General features: G+C 67.6%; 15 protein-coding genes and 1 pseudogene. 6 read left to right on the top strand and 10 right to left on the bottom strand.

Features of this window, described 5'->3' with window-relative positions; translation table 11 throughout:
• Positions 1-67 precede the first annotated feature (67 nt).
• Positions 68-1,897, top strand: coding sequence for a Na/Pi cotransporter family protein (locus PI990_RS01935; protein WP_271659686.1), 1,830 nt, complete (start codon positions 68-70; stop codon positions 1,895-1,897).
• Between the two features lie 13 nt (positions 1,898-1,910).
• On the opposite strand, the gene ggt is transcribed toward PI990_RS01935, so the two are convergent.
• The 6 genes from ggt to PI990_RS01965 form a co-directional block, all read right to left on the bottom strand.
• Positions 1,911-3,614 (bottom strand): gamma-glutamyltransferase, encoded by a 1,704-nt coding sequence (ggt, locus tag PI990_RS01940; RefSeq protein WP_271659687.1) that lies wholly within the window; start codon positions 3,612-3,614, stop codon positions 1,911-1,913.
• Between the two features lie 4 nt (positions 3,615-3,618).
• The gene (locus PI990_RS01945) at positions 3,619-3,870 is read right to left on the bottom strand and encodes a YfhL family 4Fe-4S dicluster ferredoxin (RefSeq protein ID WP_021218327.1); all 252 of its coding nucleotides are present in this window, start codon (positions 3,868-3,870) and stop codon (positions 3,619-3,621) included.
• Positions 3,871-3,986: 116 nt separating this feature from the next.
• On the bottom strand, positions 3,987-4,466 hold the full coding sequence (gene coaD / locus PI990_RS01950) for a pantetheine-phosphate adenylyltransferase (protein ID WP_021218328.1): 480 nt from the start codon (positions 4,464-4,466) through the stop codon (positions 3,987-3,989).
• A gap of 92 nt (positions 4,467-4,558) precedes the next feature.
• A complete protein-coding gene (locus PI990_RS01955) occupies positions 4,559-6,154 on the bottom strand; it encodes a GMC family oxidoreductase (RefSeq protein ID WP_271659688.1) in 1,596 nt (531 codons plus the stop codon).
• Positions 6,155-6,239: 85 nt separating this feature from the next.
• On the bottom strand, positions 6,240-6,785 hold the full coding sequence (locus tag PI990_RS01960) for a hypothetical protein (RefSeq protein ID WP_021218330.1): 546 nt from the start codon (positions 6,783-6,785) through the stop codon (positions 6,240-6,242).
• 35 nt (positions 6,786-6,820) lie between these two features.
• On the bottom strand, positions 6,821-8,251 hold the full coding sequence (locus PI990_RS01965; protein WP_021218331.1) for a coniferyl aldehyde dehydrogenase: 1,431 nt from the start codon (positions 8,249-8,251) through the stop codon (positions 6,821-6,823).
• 272 nt (positions 8,252-8,523) lie between these two features.
• Here PI990_RS01965 and PI990_RS01970 point away from each other — a divergent pair, with 272 nt between their 5' ends.
• Positions 8,524-9,189 carry a TetR/AcrR family transcriptional regulator gene (locus PI990_RS01970; protein WP_021218332.1) on the top strand — a complete coding sequence of 222 codons (666 nt, stop codon included), beginning with the start codon at positions 8,524-8,526 and terminating at the stop codon, positions 9,187-9,189.
• Here the strand turns inward: PI990_RS01970 and PI990_RS01975 are convergent.
• From PI990_RS01975 to PI990_RS01990, 4 genes and pseudogenes are all read right to left on the bottom strand, one after another.
• Entirely contained in the window at positions 9,186-10,169 is a 984-nt protein-coding gene (locus tag PI990_RS01975) for a hydrolase (protein ID WP_271659689.1), read from the bottom strand. The two genes, PI990_RS01970 and PI990_RS01975, sit on opposite strands and share 4 nt — an antisense overlap.
• A complete protein-coding gene (gene rsmD, locus PI990_RS01980; protein ID WP_021218334.1) occupies positions 10,166-10,765 on the bottom strand; it encodes a 16S rRNA (guanine(966)-N(2))-methyltransferase RsmD in 600 nt (199 codons plus the stop codon). Before rsmD ends, PI990_RS01975 begins: the two co-directional genes overlap by 4 nt.
• Complete coding sequence (locus PI990_RS01985; protein WP_271659690.1) at positions 10,765-12,258, bottom strand: M16 family metallopeptidase; 1,494 nt, start codon at positions 12,256-12,258, stop codon at positions 10,765-10,767. The genes rsmD and PI990_RS01985 overlap by 1 nt, the downstream gene beginning before the upstream one ends.
• Positions 12,251-13,679, bottom strand: a pseudogene (locus PI990_RS01990) (M16 family metallopeptidase). Before PI990_RS01990 ends, PI990_RS01985 begins: the two are co-directional and overlap by 8 nt.
• A 68-nt stretch (positions 13,680-13,747) precedes the next feature.
• On the opposite strand from PI990_RS01990, the gene ftsY reads away from it, so the two are divergent.
• From ftsY to rpoH, 4 genes are all read left to right on the top strand, one after another.
• Entirely contained in the window at positions 13,748-15,217 is a 1,470-nt protein-coding gene (ftsY, locus tag PI990_RS01995) for a signal recognition particle-docking protein FtsY (RefSeq protein ID WP_271659691.1), read from the top strand.
• The gene (gene ftsE, locus PI990_RS02000; protein ID WP_021218338.1) at positions 15,214-15,882 is read left to right on the top strand and encodes a cell division ATP-binding protein FtsE; all 669 of its coding nucleotides are present in this window, start codon (positions 15,214-15,216) and stop codon (positions 15,880-15,882) included. Before ftsY ends, ftsE begins: the two co-directional genes overlap by 4 nt.
• Positions 15,882-16,901 carry a permease-like cell division protein FtsX gene (gene ftsX / locus PI990_RS02005; protein ID WP_021218339.1) on the top strand — a complete coding sequence of 340 codons (1,020 nt, stop codon included), beginning with the start codon at positions 15,882-15,884 and terminating at the stop codon, positions 16,899-16,901. The genes ftsE and ftsX overlap by 1 nt, the downstream gene beginning before the upstream one ends.
• Before the next feature lie 113 nt (positions 16,902-17,014).
• The gene (gene rpoH / locus PI990_RS02010) at positions 17,015-17,869 is read left to right on the top strand and encodes an RNA polymerase sigma factor RpoH (protein WP_021218340.1); all 855 of its coding nucleotides are present in this window, start codon (positions 17,015-17,017) and stop codon (positions 17,867-17,869) included.
• Positions 17,870-17,886: the final 17 nt, after the last annotated feature.

Genomic DNA, 17,886 nt, shown 5'->3' on the forward strand with positions numbered 1-17,886 from the left:
GTGATGAGCAAGGGGCCGTTTGCATTTGGGGCGCCCTTTTTGGTGCCCGCCAGGGAAGGGGGATGACGTGAAAGGCTTTCCATTGATCGCGCTGGTGGCGCTGGCGGCGGCCGGGTTGGCCGGGAGCTTCTGGATGAGCGCGGGCTGGTTGCAGCTCTGCGCGGGGCTGGCGCTGTTCCTCTTTGGCATGCAGTGCCTGGAGGAAGGGCTGCGCGACCTGGCCGGCGGCAAGCTGGAGCAACTGCTGGGGCGCAGCACCGCGACGCCGTTCAAGGGCCTGATGTTCGGTGTGTGCGGCACTCTGCTGCTGCAATCCAGCACCCTGGTATCCCTGCTCACCATCGCCTTCATCAGCACCGGGCTGATCCAGCTGGCCGGTGGCATCGCCATTCTGTTCGGCGCCAACCTGGGCGCCACCAGCGGTATCTGGCTGCTGGCCATGGCCGGGCAGAACCTCAGCCTCTCGCCTTTGGCCCTGCCGCTGCTGGTGTTCGGCGTGCTTGCCGGCTTCGTCGGTCCGCGCAGCAAGGCCGCCGGGCGCATCGTGCTGGGCATTGCCTTCGTGTTCCTTGGCATCGACCAGATCAAGGACGGCTTTTCGACCTTTGACGATGGCTTCGACATGACCGGCCTGCAGGTCGATGGCCTGCTCGGCAGCCTGCTGTTCGTGGCGGTGGGGATGTTGGTGACCGTGGTGCTGCAGTCCAGCCACGCTGCCCTGATGCTGACCCTCGCGGCCCTGGCCAGCGGCCAGCTGGAGCTGGGCCAGAGCCTGGCGATCGCCATCGGCTCCAACGTCGGCAGTAGCGTCACTACGGCCTTCGTCGGCTCCCTCGGCGGTAACCGCAGCGGCCAGCGCCTGGCCTTGGCCCATGTGTTGTTCAACGTCGTCACCGGGGTGCTCGCCTTCATCCTGCTCGGGCCCTTGACCTGGCTGGTGCATGCCCTGGCGGAGCCGATGGGCCTGGGCGGCAACCCGCTGATCCAGCTGGCGATGTTCCACACCCTGTTCAACGCCTTTGGCGTGGCGCTGTTCTGGCCCTGGCAGGGGCGCCTGGCGACCCTGCTGGTGCGCTGGCTCCCCGAGCGCAGCGAGCCCCAGGTGCTGATCACCGAGCTGGCGGCCGGGCCGGCGGAACCGGAACGGGTGCGCGCGCGCTACCTCAGCGAGCGTGCCCTGGATTCCGCCGATGCAGCGGCCAGCGCGGTGGTGCAGGAGCTGCGCCACCTGGGGCGCCTGAGCCTGGAGGTGATCTGCCACGCGCTGTTCCTGCCGGTGGACCTGCTGAGCAAGGACCGCCCCGACGAGGCCGCCTTGCAGGCGCCGCCGGTGCGTCATCACCTGGATGCCGAGACGCTCTACCAGCGCCACATCAAGGGCGTGTACGGCGACCTGCTGAGCTTCATGGGGCGCCTGGAAGTGACGCTGGACGAGGCGCACCAGCAGTTCTGGGTCAGTTGCCAGGTGGCGGCGCTGCAACTGGTGGATGCGGTGAAGGATGCCAAGCACCTGCAGAAGAACCTCGGCCACTACCTGGAAGGCGGGCCGTCGGCTACGCGGGATGCCTACGTGGAGCTGCGCCGCCACCTGCTGGCGACCCTGCACCAGGTGCGCGAGCTGAGCCGCTCGGAGCTGCCGGACGAAGTCTGGTCACAGCACCTGCAATGGCTGGACGAGAAGGCGGCGGATTTCGATGGCGACTTCCGCAATCGCCTGTTCGCGGCGGTACGCAGCGGCCAGCTGGATGGTTTGCAGATGAGCTCGCTGATGAACGACCTGGGCTATGCCAGCCGCATCATCCAGAGCCTGCGCAACGTGTTGATGATCGGCCAGGGCCAGGGGATGTTCCGCAAGGACCTGGCGCAGGAAGACGAAGGGCTGATCGAGCTGTCCTGAGCCACTGCGTGGCTCAGCGCTGCTCTTGCAGGGGCTTGGCCAGGCCCACGCCGCGCGGGTCGCTGGCGGCTTCGACGCGGCCGCCGTCCTTGTCCCAGAACAGCACCTGCTGGTTGCCATAGCCGCGCTCGATGCGCTTGAGGCTGTAGCCGCGTGCTTGCAGGGCGGCGATCTCGGCGTCACTGAAGGTGCTCGGCTCGTGCTCGATGACGTCGGGCAGGTACTGGTGGTGATAGCGCGGCACCGCCGGCCAGCGGGCCACGGGCTGGCCATCGAGGTATTCCAGGATCGACAGCAGCACCATGCTGGGGATGCGGCTGCCGCCCGGGGTGCCGAAGGCGGTGAATTCCTTCGCACTCTCGATGAAGGTGGGGCTCATGCTCGACAGCGGGCGCTTGCCGGCGGCCACTGCGTTGGCCTGGCTGCCCGCCAGGCCGTAGGCGTTGGCACCGTGGGTATCGGCGGCGAAGTCGTCCATCTCGTCGTTGAGCAGCACGCCGGTGCCGGGGGCGACGAAGGCGGCGCCGAAGGGCAGGTTGACCGAGAGCGTGGCGGCGACGGCGTTGCCGTCCTTGTCGATCACCGCGAAGTGGGTGGTGTGGTCGCCTTCGCGCCAGGCGGGGGCGGGCGGCAGGCTGGCGCTCGGGGTGGCGCGCTGCGGGTCGATGCCGGCGGCCAGGTGCTTGAGGTAGGCCGGGGCGAGCAACTGGCTCACCGGGTTGGCGACGAAGTCGGGGTCGCCCAGCAGGCCGCGGTCACGGTAGGCGCGGCGCAGTACTTCCACCACATAGTGGGTGCGCTGCAGTTTGTCGCCCTCGCGCCAGGGCAGCTGCTGCAGCATCGCCAGGCTCTGGGCCAGGGCCACGCCACCGGCGGAGGGCGGCGGTGCGCCGATCAGCTCACGGCCATCGGCCAGGGCGTAGCGCAGCGGCTGGCGTTCCACCACCCGGTAGCTGTCCAGGTCCTGCTGGGTCCAGATGCCGCCGGCGGCGCGTACGCCCTTGACCAGCTTGTCGGCGGTCTCGCCGGCATAGAAGCCGGCCTTGCCGTAGCGGGCGATGCGTTCCAGGGTGCGCGCCAGGTCGGGCTGGCGCAGCAGGCTGAATTCGTCGGGCACCTCGCCCTTGTCGTCGAGGAAGATGCGCGCGGTCTCGGGGTCGTCGCGCATGGCGGCGATGCGGAAGCCGGCGCGCTCGATGTACACGCGGTCGACCGAGATGCCGTCACGGGCCAGGCGGATGGCCGGGGCCAGGGAGTCACCCAGGGGCAGGCGGCCGTGGTGCTGGGCCAGGTCCACCAGCGCGGCGGGCAGCCCGGGAATCGCGGCGGCCAGCGGGCCGTTGATGGAGAGCTGCGGCTGCACCTTGCCGTCGCGGACGTAGAGGTCGGGGTGGGCGGCCAGGGGCGCGCGTTCGCGGGCATCGAGGAACAGGTAGGTGGGTTGCTTGTCGCCGGCCTTGCGCAGGAGGAAGAAGCCGCCGCCACCGAGGCCGGAGCCGTGGGGCTCGGCCACTGCCAGGGCGGCGCTGATGGCCACTGCGGCGTCGAAGGCGTTGCCGCCCATGGCCAGGGTTTCCAGGCCAGCGACCGTGGCCGAGGGTTGCGCGCTGGCTACCGCAGCCTGCTGGGGAGGCGCCGCCCGTAGCGCGACGCTGAACAGCAGCAGCGCCGCGAGCAGGGCGGGGCGCCAGGCCGTGTCACGGAGCTGGCGGCCCATGGCGTCAGGCCTTGCCCGTGAGCTTGAGGTACTTGTCCATCAGCTGGTCGCGGGTTTCGACGCGGGCGTCGTCCAGGGGGATGCAGTCCACCGGGCAGACCTGCTGGCACTGGGGCTCGTCGTAGTGGCCGACGCACTCGGTGCACAGGTTCGGGTCGATGATGTAGATCTCTTCGCCCTGGGAGATGGCGCCGTTGGGGCACTCGGGTTCGCAGACGTCGCAGTTGATGCAGTCGTCGGTGATCTTGAGGGACATGGAACAACTCCTACCGTCGCCGTGCGGCGGCGGTGTTCAGCAGACAATGGCGGAATTGTGCCGGAATGGCGCGATCGGCGCACCTTTTGCGCGCGCCGACCGCCGTATCGCGGGGCTCAGCGCTTGAAGCGCTCGGCCAGGGCGTCGGCCACCGCGGGGTGGACGAACTTGGTGATGTCCCCGCCCAGGGCCGCTATTTCGCGCACCAGGGTGGAGGAGATGAAGGAGTACTTTTCCGACGGGGTGAGGAACATGCTCTCCACGTCCGGCGCCAGCTGGCGGTTCATGTTGGCCAGCTGGAACTCGTATTCGAAGTCGGAGACCGCGCGCAGGCCACGGAGGAAGACATTGGCCTTCTGCTCCTTGACGAAGTGCGCCAGCAGGGTGGAGAAGCCCACCACCTCGACGTTGGGCAGGTGCTTGGTGACTTCCCGGGCCAGCTCGACGCGTTGCTCCAGGGAGAACAGGGGGTTCTTCTTGGGGCTGGCGGCGACCGCGATGATCACGCTATCGAACAGGCGGGAGGCACGTTCGATCAGATCGCCGTGGCCTTTGGTGATCGGGTCGAAGGTACCCGGATACAACACTCGGTTCATCGCTACGTCCTGGCAGGGGTCCGTAAGGGAATCGGATGGTAGCGCAGCATGCTCCAGCGGCCAAGACGCCGGAGCATGCCGGTTTATCTCGCTCAGGCGCTCTTGAGGCGCTCGGCGAGTGCGCTGGAAAGCTGCGAGGTCAGGCCATAGACCGACAGCTGCGGGTTGGCGCCGATGCTGGTGGGGAACAGCGAGCCGTCGTGGATCGAGAGGTTGGTCAGCTGATGGTGCCGCCCGAGGCTGTCGGTGACCGCCTGCTTCGGGTCCTCGCCCATGGCGCAGCCGCCCATGACGTGGGCGCTGCCGAGGCGGGTGCGGTAGAGCTCCAGCGACAGGCCGTCGATCAGCGTGCGGGCCTCGGCGGCGGTTTTCACGTAGCCGGCGTCCGCGTGCAGCGGCAGCACGGCCTTCGCCCCGGCGGCGAACTGGATCTCGGCCATCACCTGGAAGGCGCGGCGCACGCCGTCCCAGGTGTAGTCGGTCATGCGGTAGTCGAGCACCGGGCTGCCGTCGCCGCGCAGCTCCACCGTGCCTTCGGCGCTGTCCGGGTGGAAGCCGTCGCGCAGCAGGGCGAGCATCACGTTGGTGTGGGGCAGCTGTTCCATGCGCAGGGCGTTGTCGATGCCGAAGCGGCCGAGCAGGGTGGCGGTGAGCGCGGGCTGCAGCGGCGGCACTTCGAGCTTGTAGGACATGCGCCCGGTGGTGCCGTCGTCCCATTGGTAATGGTCGGAGTAGATGGACTGCGGCGCGCCGTAGAAGGGGTTGATCACCTGGTCGAACTGCGCGGCGGAGAAATTCACCAGGTGCAGGAAGGTGCGCTTGCCGGTGCGGCCGTGGGGGTCGGGTGCGTCGGAGCGCAGCAGCAGGCCGGGGGTGTTGATGCCGCCGCCGGCCAGCACGTAGTGCCGCGCCTTGACGGTGATGGTGCGGCCGGTGGGCGCCACGCAGCGCTCGTCCATGCCCTGGCATTCGATGCCTGTGACCTTGTCGCCGTCGATCAGCAGGCGGTGGGCGCGGGCGAGGTAGAGCAACTCGCCGCCCTTCTCGAGGGTGGCGGGGATGGTGGTGACCAGCATCGACTGCTTGGCGTTGGTCGGGCAGCCCATGCCGCAATAGCCGAGGTTCCAGCAGCCCCGCACGTTGCGCGGGATGACCTTCCAGTGCAGGCCGAGCTTCTCGCAGCCGCTGCGCAGCACGTCGTTGTTGGGGTTCGGCGGGATGGCCCAGGGCGCGACGCCGAGACGCTGCTCCATCTTCTCGAACCAGGGCGCCATCTCGGCTGGGCTGTGGCCCTTGACGCCATGTTCCTTGGCCCAGTGTTCCAGGGTCGGATCGGGGGTGCGGAAGCTGGAGGTCCAGTTGATCAGGGTGGTGCCGCCCACGGCGCGGCCCTGGAGGACGGTCACCGCGCCATCCTTGGTCATGCGGCCGATGCCTTCCTGGTAGAGCGAGGGGTAGGCCTCGGCTTCCTGCATCTTGAAGTCGCTGCTGGTCTTCAGCGGGCCTTCCTCGATGATCAGCACCTTGTAGCCGGCGGCGCTGAGGATTTCGGCGGTGGTGCCGCCGCCCGCGCCGGAGCCGACGATGGCGACGTCGGCCTCCAGGGTCAGGTCCTGCTCGAGTCGCGAGCCATTGTGGGTTTTCCAGCCGCGGGCCATGCCTTCGGCGAACAGATCGGGTACGGGCATCAGTCAATCCTCGGTCTCGCCGACAGCGGCCGGTGATGGCCGGCGCCGGGTCGAGTGGTGTTTCTTGTCGTTGTGGTGGGCGCGGTCAGACGGTCGGCGGACCGGGGTAGCCGCAATGCGCCCAGGCTTCCTGCCTGCTGTACCAGGCCATCATCACCAGCTGCAGCAGGGAGGCGTGCCCCATCTTCAGCAGGCCGATGAAGCTGTTCTGCCAGCGGTGGAGGAAGTTGCTCACGTCCTCGGCGCTGGCGTTTTCCCAGCTGCCCCAGACGCCGGTGAGCGGCCCCCGAGTGATGGGCAGGGCAAGCACGTCGAAGAGCTGCACGGTGAGCTTGAGCATCTCCGGGGACAGCCGGTCCAGGGCGTAGTCCAGGCTCTGGATGGTGCCGGCCACGGCTTGCGGCATCTGTTCGGCGCTGACCGCGCCATCGAGCATCACCGGGATCAGGGCGCGCAGGAACGGCAGGTCGGAGTCCCGCAGGATCGCCAGGCCGTTGGCCGGGACGCTGGCGGAGCAGCCGGAAAGGGTGGCGGTGACGCCGGCCGTGGCGAGGAAGGCAGAGCCGAACAGGCCGACTTTGAGCAGGCTGCGCCGGGAAAGTCCCGGCGCGTTCAGGGTGGTCTCGGTCATTGTTGTTATGTACCCGTCTAATCCTTAGGGGGGCTTTAGCGCACGAAAAGCTTGTAGACCAGTTTCTGGATCGATTTGCCGTAGGGCGGGTAGATCATCCGGGCGGCGTTGAAGCGCTGCTTGATGAACACGCCCTTGGCCTTGCTGAAGGTGAGGAACCCTTCATGCCCGTGGTAGTGGCCCATGCCCGAGGGGCCGACGCCGCCGAAGGGCATGTCGTCCTGGGCCACGTGCAGCAGGGTGTCGTTGAGGCACACGCCGCCGGAGTGGGTTTCATGCAGCACGCGCTGCTGCTCGCGCTTGTCGTAACCGAAGTAGTAGAGCGCCAGCGGGCGGGGGCGCTGGTTGATGTAAGCGAAGGCCTGGTCGAGGCGCTCGTAGGGGACGATGGGCAGCAGCGGGCCGAAGATCTCGTCCTGCATCAGCTTCATGTCGTCCTTCACGTTGAGGACCACGGTGTGCGGCAGGCGCCGGCCCTGGGCTTCGGGGAACAGCGGGACCAGGCGCGCGCCCTTGGCTTCGGCGTCCTGCAGGTAGCCGTTGAGGCGCTGCACCTGGCGCTCGTTGATGATCGCGGTGTAGTCCGGGTTGTTCTGCAGCTGCGGGTAGAAGGATTTCACCGCGGCGCGATAGGCCTCGACGAAGCCCTCGACGCGGTCCTTGGGCACCAGCACGTAGTCGGGGGCGACGCAGGTCTGCCCGGCGTTCATGGTCTTGCCGAAGGCGATGCGCTCGGCGGCGTGGTCCAGGGGCACGTCCTGGGAGACGATGGCCGGCGACTTGCCGCCCAGCTCCAGGGTCACCGGGGTGAGGTTCTCGGCGGCGGCGCGCATCACATGGCGGCCGATGCTGGTGGCGCCGGTGAACAGCAGGTGGTCGAAGGGCAGCTTGGAGAAGGCGACGCCGACATCGGCCTCGCCCAGGCACACGGCGACCAGGTCCTCGGGGAAGATGCGCGCCATCAGCTCCTTGAACAGCTGGGAGGTGGCGGGGGTGGACTCGCTCATCTTCACCATCACCCGGTTGCCGGCGGCCAGCGCGCCCACCAGGGGGCCGAGGGCGAGGAACAGCGGGTAGTTCCAGGGGACGATGACGCCGACCACGCCCAGGGGCTGGTAGATGACCTTGGCGGAGGCCGGCTGGAAGGCCATGCCGACGGAGCGGCGCGAGGGCTTCATCCAGCGGCGCACGCGGTTCTTGGCGTAATGGATGCCGTGCAGGCTGGGCATGATCTCGGCCAGCAGGGTTTCGTCCGCCGAGCGGTTGCTGAAGTCCTGGCTGATGGCACGGATCAGCGCGTCCTGCTCGTTGAAGATCAGGTCACGCAGGGATTTGAGCCACTGGATGCGCTGGTCGGCGCTGGGCATCGGATTGTCGCCATAGGCGGCACGTTGGCGGGCGAACAGCTCTTCGAGCTGGTTGATCTGCTGCTGGGCCTGCTGCAGATAAGCTACGTCGGCGACCATGAGCGACACCTCTCTAGTTATTGTTGAGAACCGGTGCTGGATTTTTAGAGTAATTGCTCTAGTGTGTCAAATAGCATGCCGCGACATGGCCGGCCTGCCTACCAAACGAAAAGTTGGGCTGACCTCCAGACGGCCTGGGCACGGGGCGCGGAGACCACACAAACAGGGCGCGAAACGGCACGCGGAACGCTGCAGGAGTACTGTCTGTTCCGGGACTCTGTGTAGTTTTGTTACCCTCGCCGACTTCCGGCAGCAGTGAGACCGATCCGCGCATGGCCCCACGTATCAAGACCCGCGAGCGAATCGTGCAATCCAGCCTGGAGCTGTTCAACGCCCAGGGGGAGCGCAACGTCACCACCAACCACATCGCCGCGCACCTGGGGATGTCGCCGGGCAACCTCTATTACCACTTCCGTAACAAGCAGGTGATCATCGCCGAGCTGTTCGCCGAGTACGAATCACGGGTCGACGCCTTCCTGCGCCTGCCCCAGGACCGCGCCCTGACGGTGGAGGACAAGACCTTCTACCTGGAGGCGCTGCTGGCGGCGATGTGGCATTACCGCTTCCTGCACCGCGACCTCGAGCACCTGCTGGAGTCCGACGCCGAGCTGGCGGCGCGCTACCGGGTCTTCGCCCAGCGCTGCCTGGGGCATGCCCAGGCCATCTACCGGGGGTTCGTCGAGGTCGGCATCCTGCTGATGAACGACGCGCAGATCGAGGCCCTAGCCCTGAACAGCTGGATCATCATGACCTCCTGGGTGCGCTTCCTCTGCACCACGCGGGGCGACCCGGGCGACCTCAATGAAGAGATGCTGCGCCGTGGCATCTACCAGGTGCTGGCGCTGGAGGGGGGCTATATCGCCGCCGAGGCGCAGGAGGCGGTGGCGGCTCTCTACGAGAAGCTCTACGTGCCCCTCGACCTGGTGGTGCAGGGCTAGCGGGCCAGCCCCGCCAGCCACTGCGGGATGCGCCGTTCCAGGTAGTAGTCGGGCGTGCCCGGCGTACCGCCGATGAAGCCGACATGGCCCCCTTTCTCATGCAACTCCAGGCGCGTGCTGGCGGACAGCTCATGGGCCTCGGGGATGCTGTGGCGGAACACGAAGGGGTCGTCGGCGGCCTGGATCAGTAGTGCCGGCACGCGGATTTCACCGAGGAAGTAGCGGCTGGAGGCGCGGCGGTAGTAGTCGTCGGCGTCGGCGTAGCCGTGCAGGGGCGCGGTGATGCGGCCGTCGAAATCCCAGAAGGTGCGCATGCCGTCCAGCGGGCCGAGCTTCTCCAGCACCGAGAGGCGGTCGGCCTGGCCCTGGTGGGCGAACAGGCGCTGCTTGTCGCGCACGTAGGCGACCATCTCGCGCATGAAGTGGCGCTGGTAGACCCGCGAGAAACCGGCGCCGATGCGGTCGGCGCACTGGTCCAGACGGAAGGGCACCGAGACCGCGACGGCACCGCTCAGGGTGCAGCCTTCGCCACTTTCACCCAGGTACTTGAGCAGCACGTTGCCGCCCAGGGAGTAGCCGACGGCGTACAGCGGTGCCAGCGGCCGCACGCGGCGCAGGTGTTCGACGGTGGCGGCGAGGTCTTCGCTGGCCCCGGAGTGGTAGCCCCGGGGCAGCAGGTTGGGCTCGCCCGAACAGCCGCGCCAGTTGATCGCCACGCTGGACCAGCCGCGCGCGGCGAGCTGCTGCTGCAGGCCGAGCACGTAGAGCGAACTGGACGAGCCGGTGAGGCCGTGGAGCACCAGCACCAGCGGCGCCTCGGCGTCGTGGGGGCCGTGCCAGTCGAGGTCGAGGAAGTCACCATCCTCCAGCCACAGGCGCTCGCGCCGGCGTTCCAGCTGCGGGGGCTTGCGGCAGAAGGGCGACCAGAGGGTCTGCAGGTGTGGGCCCGGCAGCCACCAGGCGGGGTTGAAGTCGCTCACGCCTGGCGATGCCACAGGGCGTAGTGCACGGTGCTGGCCTTCTTCTCCCGGTGCAGGCGCCAGTTGCCGGGCAGGCCCAGGCTGGACGGCGCGCTCTCGCTCTCGGTGTAGATCCAGGCGTCGGCGGCCAGCCAGCCGTTCTCCTCCAGCAGCGCGCAGGCCGGCTGCAGCAGGTTGAGGTTGAAGGGCGGGTCGAGGAACACCAGGTCGTAGGGGCGTGGCGTCTGGGTGGCCAGGTAGCGCAAGGCGTCGGCCTGCAGCAGTTGGCCGGCACCGCAACCGAGGGTGTCCAGGGTGGTGCGCAGGGCAGCGACCGAGTCGGGGTTGAGGTCCAGGGCCAGGGCTTCCTGGGCGCCGCGGGACAGCGCCTCCAGGTACAGCGCGCCGCTGCCGGTGAAGGGGTCGAGCACCCGCGCACCTTCCACATAGGGGGCGAGCCAGTTGAACAGGGTTTCGCGCACCCGGTCCGGCGTCGGACGCAGGCCCGGGCCGTCGGGGAAGGCGAAGCGGCGCGAACGCCACTCGCCACCGATGATGCGTAACTGGCCCTGGCCCCCGTGGGGGGCTGGGGCTTTCTTCGGCGAACGTGCGGCCATCAGTGCTCCGGGATGCCAAAGCTGGGTTTGAAACGCTTCTCGGTCGGTGCCGGCAGTTCCTTCTGGGGAACGGTCGGGCCGGCGGTGACGATGACGAAGCTGTCCGGGTTCAGGTGCTTGTCCATGGCGGCCTTGACCTGTTCGACATCGAGCCCCTGCACCTGTTTCATGAAGTCTTCCAGGTAGGTCAGCGGCAGGCCGTAGAAGCCGATGGCGCCGAGCTGGCCGACGATGTCGGCGTTGCTCGCGGTGGACAGCGGGAAGCTGCCGGCCAGTTCGCGCTTGGCGTCGTCCAGTTCCTTCTGCGTCGGGCCCTTGGCCAGGTAATCGCGGACGATGTCCTTGACCAGCTTGAGGGTGCCGTCGCTCAGCTCGGCGCGGGTTTGCAGGCCGATCATGAAGGGGCCGGCGACCTGCATGGCGGTGAAGCCGGAGCTGACGCCGTAGGTCAGGCCGCGCTTCTCGCGCACCTCTTCCATCAGCCGGGTGCCGAAGCCGCCGCCGCCGAGGATCTGGTTGCCCAGGTAGAGCGCGGCGTAGTCGGGCTCGTTACGGTCGATGCCGAGCTGGGCCAGCATCAGGTGGGTCTGCGCCGAGGGGAACTCGATGTGCGTGGTGCCCGGCTTGGGCGTTTCGGGCGTGGCCACCTTGGCCAGCTTCGGTCCTTTCGGCAGGGCTTCGGACACACGCTTGGCGATGGCTTCGGCTTCCGCGCGGGAGAGGTCGCCGACCAAGGCGATCACCACGTTGCCGGCGGCGTAGGCTTTCTTGTGGAAGGCCTGCAGCTGGGCGATGCCGATGCCGGGGATGGACTTCTCGTCACCCTCGCTGGAGTGGGCGTAGGGGTGCTTGCCGTAGAGCTTGTCGAACAGCGCCAGGCCCGCGAGCTTGCCAGGGTTCTGCTTCTGGTACTCGAAGCCGGCGAGCATCTGGTTCTTGATCCGCGCGAGGGAGTCCTCGGGGAAGGTCGGCGCGCCGATGACCTGGGTGAACAGCTCCAGGGCCGGGTCACGCAGTTTCGGGTCGGTCAGGCTGCGCAGGCCGGCCACGGCCATGTCGCGGTAGGCACCATTGCTGAAGTCGGCGCCGAGGCCTTCGAAGCCCTCGGCGATGGCGGTGACGTCCTTGCCCTTCACGCCTTCGTTGAGCATGGCGTTGGTCAGGGTGGCGAGGCCGGGGGTGTCGCCGTCCTGGCTGCTGCCGGCGGCGAAGGTCAGGCGCAGGTCGAACATCGGCAACTCGGGGGCGGCGACGAAGAGCACCTTGGCGCCTTCGGCGGTTTCCCAGGTCTGGATGTCCAGGTCACGGCGGGCCGGGGCCTTGCCGTCCAGCTCGGCGATGGATTCGAGCTTCGGCGGCTCATCGGCCTCGGCGGCCAGGGCCGGCGGGGTGCGGTCGACGACGATGAACAGCAGGACGCCCAGCAGGGCGATCAGGGCCAGGCCGAGCAGGCCGTATCGCAGGCCGTATCGCAGGCCGTTGCGCTCACTCATGGCTAGCCTCCTCGGGCAGGACGTGGGCGACGCTGAGGCGGTCGCGGGTGAAGAAGGTCTTGGCGGCGGCCTGGATGTCGGCCGGGGTGACGGCTTCCAGGGCGGCGAGGTCCTGGTCGATTAGTTTCCAGGACAGGCCGACGGTTTCCAGCTGGCCGATGGTGGTTGCCTGGCTGGTGATGGAGTCGCGCTCGTAAACCAGCCCGGCGATCACCTGGGCCCGTACGCGCTTGAGTTCCTCGTCGCTCGGCGGGTTGTTCTTCAGGTCGTCCAGCTCCTTCCACAGGCCGGCTTCGGTCTGCTCCAGGGTCTTGCCCTTCTGCACGTTGGGCATGGCGCTGAGCATGAACAGGCTGTCGCCGCGCGGGTAGCCGTCGTAGTTGGCGGAGGCGCCGCTCACCAGCTCCTCGCCACGCTCCAGGCGGCTGGGCAGGCGGGCGCTGTAGCCGCCGTCGAGCAGCGCGGAGATCAGGCGCAGGGCATGCACCTGGCGCGGCTCCTTGGCGGTGGCGAGACCGGGAACGTTGAAGCCCATGATCAGGCTCGGCAGTTGGGTCTTCACGTGCAGGACGATGCGGCGCTCGCCGGGGGCGGCCAGCTCCAGGGGCTTCTTGGAGGGCGGCACGGCGCGGCTGGGGATGCCACCGAACCAGCGCTGGGCCAGGGCCTTGACCTCTTCGCCCTTGACGTCGCCGACCACCACCAGGGTGGCGTTGTTGGGCACGTACCAGGATTCGTACCAGTGGCGCAGCTCCTCGACCTTCATGCGGTCCAGGTCGGCCATCCAGCCGATGGTGGGGGTGTGGTAGCCGCTGGCGGGATAGGCCATGGCCTTGAAGCGTTCGAAGGCCTTGGCGGTGGGGCGGTCGTCGGTGCGCAGGCGGCGCTCCTCCTTGATCACCTCGATCTCGCGCTCGAACTCTTCCGGCGGCAGGCGCAGGCTGGCCATGCGGTCGGCTTCCAGTTCGAAGGCGACGCTCAGGCGGTCACGGGCCAGGACCTGGTAATAGGCGGTGTAGTCGTCGCTGGTGAAGGCGTTTTCCTCGGCGCCGAGGTCGCGCAGCACCAGGGAAGCCTCGCCCGGGCCGAGCTTGCGGCTGCCCTTGAACATCATGTGTTCGAGGGCGTGGGAGAGGCCGGTCTGGCCGGGCGTCTCGTAGCTGGAGCCGACCTTGTACCAGAGCTGGGAAACTACCACCGGGGCTCTGTGGTCTTCTCTGACGACAATTTTCAGGCCGTTTTCGAGGGTGTATTCATGGGTGGGTTGAGCTTCTGCGGCATGAACAGCCATCGGCAGACAAAGGGCGCCGAACAGCAGGCCGGCGGCGTGGCGGGCAATCGCTTTCATCGATGATTTTGACCTTTCGGACGGCCCCGGCGGACGTACCGCCTGCGGGCGAAGAGGTGCTAGGATACTCCATCCCTTTCCGGCACGGCGACGCTACCGGGCCAGGCCCAGAGCGGCCGCTCCTTGAGATACAAGCTACCCATGTTTGGTTCCAACGACGACAAGAAGACGCCGGCCGAGGCCGCTGAGAAAAAATCCCTGTTCGGCTGGCTGCGCAAGAAACCGCAGGAAGCGGCCCCCGTGCCGCCCGCAGAACCCACCCAGCCTGAGCTGCCCGCTGCCGAGGCGCAGCCGGTTGCGCCTGCACCGGTGGTCGAGCCCGTTGCCGAGGTCGCACCGGTCGCTGCCCCAGCGTCAGAGCCGCAGCCCCAGCCGACACCCGCTGCGCCGCAAGCGCCGGTTGACGTGGCGCCGGCTCCCGCCGAGCCTGCTGCACCTGCACCTGCACCTGCACCTGCACCTGCACCTGCACCTGCACCCGCACCCGCACCTGCGGCGCCGGTCGAGGCGGTCGCCAGCGCACCCGCACCCATCGTCGAAGCGCCCGCTCCGGCACCGGTGGTCGAAGTGCCTGTTCCTGCTGCGGTTGCCGAACCCACTCCTGAGCTCATTCCTGAGCCCGTAGTCGAAGCCCCCGTCGCCGCGCCGGCTCAGCCGCAACCGGTGACCGAGGCCGCCAAGGCCGGCTTCTTCGCCCGCCTCAAGCAGGGCCTGTCGAAGACCAGCGCCAGCCTGGGCGAAGGCATGGCCAGCCTGTTCCTCGGGCGCAAGGCCATCGATGACGACCTGCTGGATGAGATCGAGACCCGCCTGCTCACCGCCGACGTCGGCGTCGAGGCCACCACCGCCATCGTCCAGAGCCTGACCCAGAAGGTCGCGCGCAAGCAGCTGGCCGACAGCGATGCCCTGTACAAAGCCCTGCAGGACGAACTCGCCGCGCTGCTCAAGCCGGTGGAGCAGCCCCTGCGGATCGATGCCGAGAAGCGCCCCTACGTGATCCTCGTGGTCGGCGTGAACGGCGTCGGCAAGACCACCACCATCGGCAAGCTGGCCAAGAAGCTGCAGCTGGAGGGCAAGAAGGTCATGCTCGCTGCGGGCGACACCTTCCGTGCCGCTGCCGTGGAGCAGCTGCAGGTCTGGGGTGAGCGCAACAATATCTCCGTGATCGCCCAGCACACCGGTGCCGATTCCGCCTCCGTGATCTTCGATGCCGTGCAGGCCGCCAAGGCCCGTGGCATCGACGTGCTGATCGCCGACACCGCCGGCCGCCTGCACACCAAGGACAACCTGATGGAGGAGCTGAAGAAGGTGCGCCGCGTGATCGGCAAGCTGGACGAAAGCGCTCCCCACGAGGTGCTGCTGGTGCTGGACGCCGGCACCGGCCAGAACGCCATCAACCAGGCCAAGCAGTTCCACCAGGCGGTCAACCTCTCCGGCCTGGCGCTGACCAAGCTCGACGGCACCGCCAAGGGCGGGGTGATCTTCGCCCTGGCCAAGCAGTTCGCCTTGCCGATCCGCTATATCGGCGTTGGCGAGGGCATCGACGACCTGCGCGACTTCGAAGCCGAGTCCTTCGTGCGTGCGCTGTTCGCGGAGCGGGAGCGCGCATGATCCGTTTCGAGCAGGTGGGCAAGCGCTATCCCAATGGCCACGTCGGCCTGCATGAACTGAGCTTCCGCGTGCGTCGCGGCGAGTTCCTCTTCGTCACCGGCCACTCCGGCGCCGGCAAGAGCACCCTGCTGCGCCTGCTGCTGGCCATGGAACGCCCGACCACCGGCAAGCTGCTACTGGCCGGCCAGGACCTGTCGCAGATCACCACCTCGCAGATCCCCTTCCTGCGCCGGCAGATCGGCGTGGTGTTCCAGAACCACCAGTTGTTGTTCGACCGCACCGTGTTCGACAACGTCGCCCTGCCGCTGCAGATCCTCGGCCTGGCCAAGCCCGAGATCGCCAAGCGCGTCGGCGTGGCGCTGGAGCGGGTGTCCCTGGCCGACAAGGCCGAGTTGTACCCGGCCGACCTTTCCACGGGCCAGCAGCAACGCGTCGGCATCGCCCGCGCGGTGGTGCATCGCCCGGCCCTGCTGCTGGCGGACGAACCCACCGGCAACCTCGACCCGCGCCTGGCGGCCGAGATCATGGGCGTCTTCGAGGACATCAACCGCTTGGGCACCACGGTTCTGATCGCCAGCCACGACCTGGCACTGATCGCGCGCATGCGTCACCGCATGCTCACCCTGCAACGTGGCCGCCTGATCGGCGACGGGGAGGCCGGCTGATGAGTGCCACCCGCATGCCGCCGCCCAAACCCGCCGAGCGCGTGGGCGCCACCGCCAAGCCGACCGAACCGCAGAAAGACGGCGAGGAAGGCCCGGATTTCAGTGCCTTACTGCACGCCTGGCTGGAAGCGCACCGCGCCAGCCTGGTGGACAGCCTGCGCCGCCTGGGCCGCCAGCCCATCGGCAGTTTCTTTACCAGCCTGGTGATGGCCATCGCCCTGAGCCTGCCCATGGGCCTGTCTTTGCTGCTCAACAATGTCGAGCGCCTGGGTGGCTCCTGGCAGCGCGCCGCACAGATCTCGCTGTTCCTGCAGATGGACGCCGGCGAAGCCGACGGCCAGAGGCTGCGCGAAGAAATCACCGGTATGGCGGATGTCGCCGAGGTCGAATGGATCAGCCGTGAACAGGCGCTGGACGAGTTCCAGCAGCAGTCCGGTCTGGGCCAGGCGCTCAAGGAGCTGCCGGAGAACCCACTGCCCGGGGTGATCCTGGTGACGCCCAAGGAAGTCGATAAGACCACCCTCGAAGCCCTGCGCCTGCGCCTGGCCGAGCTGCCCAAGGTGCAGCAGGCCCAGCTCGACCTGGTCTGGGTGGAGCGCCTGTCGGCGATCCTCAAGCTGGGCGAGCGTTTCGTCTTCGGTCTGACCCTGCTGCTGGTGTCGGCGCTGCTGCTGGTGATCGGCAACACCATCCGCCTGCACATCGAGAACCGCCGCACCGAGATCGAAGTCATCAAGCTGGTCGGTGGAACCGATGCCTACGTGCGGCGTCCCTTCCTTTATATGGGCGCGCTCTATGGCATCGGCGCCGGGCTGCTGTCCTGGCTGGTGCTGGCCTTCGGCCTGAATTGGCTGAACGATGCAGTGGTCCGCCTGGCCGGCCTGTACGGCAGCGACTTCGCCCTGGGCGGCGTGCCATTAGCCGATGGTCTATCCCTGCTTCTGGGGGCCGTGCTGCTGGGATACATTGGCGCCTGGCTGGCCGTGGCGCGTCATCTCAGCGAATTGGCGCCGCGCTAGAAACCCCTTGTAAAAGGCTGCCCATGGATGGGGTGTAACGAAACTTTTACGCCCCCTTGCAGTCATAAAAGCCAGTGCTAAACTGCGCGAGCTTAGTGAATCGGAGGATTCGCATGACCACTTCCCTGCAACCTGTCTATGCCCTGGCTCCCGGTGCGAACCTGGATGCCTATGTGCATGCGGTCAACGGCATTCCGCTGCTGACCCCCGAGCAGGAGCGCGAATTGGCCGAACGCCTCTTCTACCAACAGGATCTGGAAGCGGCGCGGCAAATGGTGTTGGCGCACCTGCGCTTCGTTGTACATATCGCCAAGAGCTATTCCGGCTATGGTCTGGCACAGGCCGACCTGATCCAGGAAGGCAACGTCGGCCTGATGAAGGCCGTGAAACGCTTCAACCCGGAAATGGGCGTTCGTCTGGTGTCCTTCGCGGTGCACTGGATCAAGGCTGAGATCCACGAGTTCATCCTGCGCAACTGGCGCATCGTCAAGGTCGCCACCACCAAGGCGCAGCGCAAGCTGTTCTTCAACCTGCGCAGCCAGAAGAAGCGTCTGGCCTGGCTGAACAATGACGAAGTCCATGCCGTGGCCGAGAGCCTGGGTGTGGAACCGCGTGAAGTGCGGGAGATGGAAAGCAGGCTGACCGGCCATGACATGGCGTTCGACCCGGCGGCGGATGCCGACGACGATGCCGCCTACCAGTCGCCGGCCCATTACCTGGAAGACCATCGCTACGACCCGGCTCGCCAGCTGGAGGAAGCGGACTGGAGCGACAGCTCCACCGCCAGCCTGCACGAAGCGCTGGAAGGCCTGGACGAGCGCAGCCGTGACATCCTCCAGCAGCGTTGGCTGGCCGAGGACAAGGCGACGCTGCATGACCTGGCCGCCAAGTACAACGTCTCCGCCGAGCGTATCCGCCAGTTGGAGAAGAATGCGATGAACAAGCTCAAGGGCTTCATCCAGGCGTAAGCCAGCGACCCATCCGA

Origin of the sequence: Pseudomonas sp. TUM22785 (genome assembly GCF_028198105.1) — a bacterium.
Taxonomy (GTDB): Bacteria; Pseudomonadota; Gammaproteobacteria; order Pseudomonadales; family Pseudomonadaceae; genus Metapseudomonas; species Metapseudomonas solani.

Excerpts from the sequence above, each read along its gene's own strand:
- ggt (WP_271659687.1), bottom strand. The coding sequence starts at position 3,614 with ATGGGCCGCCAGCTCCGTGACACGGCCTGGCGCCCCGCCCTGCTCGCG.
- ftsX (WP_021218339.1), top strand. The coding sequence starts at position 15,882 with ATGAGTGCCACCCGCATGCCGCCGCCCAAACCCGCCGAGCGCGTGGGC.
- PI990_RS01945 (WP_021218327.1), bottom strand. The coding sequence starts at position 3,870 with ATGTCCCTCAAGATCACCGACGACTGCATCAACTGCGACGTCTGCGAA.
- PI990_RS01955 (WP_271659688.1), bottom strand. The coding sequence starts at position 6,154 with ATGCCCGTACCCGATCTGTTCGCCGAAGGCATGGCCCGCGGCTGGAAA.
- ftsY (WP_271659691.1), top strand. The coding sequence starts at position 13,748 with ATGTTTGGTTCCAACGACGACAAGAAGACGCCGGCCGAGGCCGCTGAG.
- rsmD (WP_021218334.1), bottom strand. The coding sequence starts at position 10,765 with ATGGCCGCACGTTCGCCGAAGAAAGCCCCAGCCCCCCACGGGGGCCAG.
- PI990_RS01965 (WP_021218331.1), bottom strand. The coding sequence starts at position 8,251 with ATGGTCGCCGACGTAGCTTATCTGCAGCAGGCCCAGCAGCAGATCAAC.
- PI990_RS01960 (WP_021218330.1), bottom strand. The coding sequence starts at position 6,785 with ATGACCGAGACCACCCTGAACGCGCCGGGACTTTCCCGGCGCAGCCTG.
- ftsE (WP_021218338.1), top strand. The coding sequence starts at position 15,214 with ATGATCCGTTTCGAGCAGGTGGGCAAGCGCTATCCCAATGGCCACGTC.
- PI990_RS01970 (WP_021218332.1), top strand. The coding sequence starts at position 8,524 with ATGGCCCCACGTATCAAGACCCGCGAGCGAATCGTGCAATCCAGCCTG.
- rpoH (WP_021218340.1), top strand. The coding sequence starts at position 17,015 with ATGACCACTTCCCTGCAACCTGTCTATGCCCTGGCTCCCGGTGCGAAC.
- PI990_RS01985 (WP_271659690.1), bottom strand. The coding sequence starts at position 12,258 with ATGAGTGAGCGCAACGGCCTGCGATACGGCCTGCGATACGGCCTGCTC.
- coaD (WP_021218328.1), bottom strand. The coding sequence starts at position 4,466 with ATGAACCGAGTGTTGTATCCGGGTACCTTCGACCCGATCACCAAAGGC.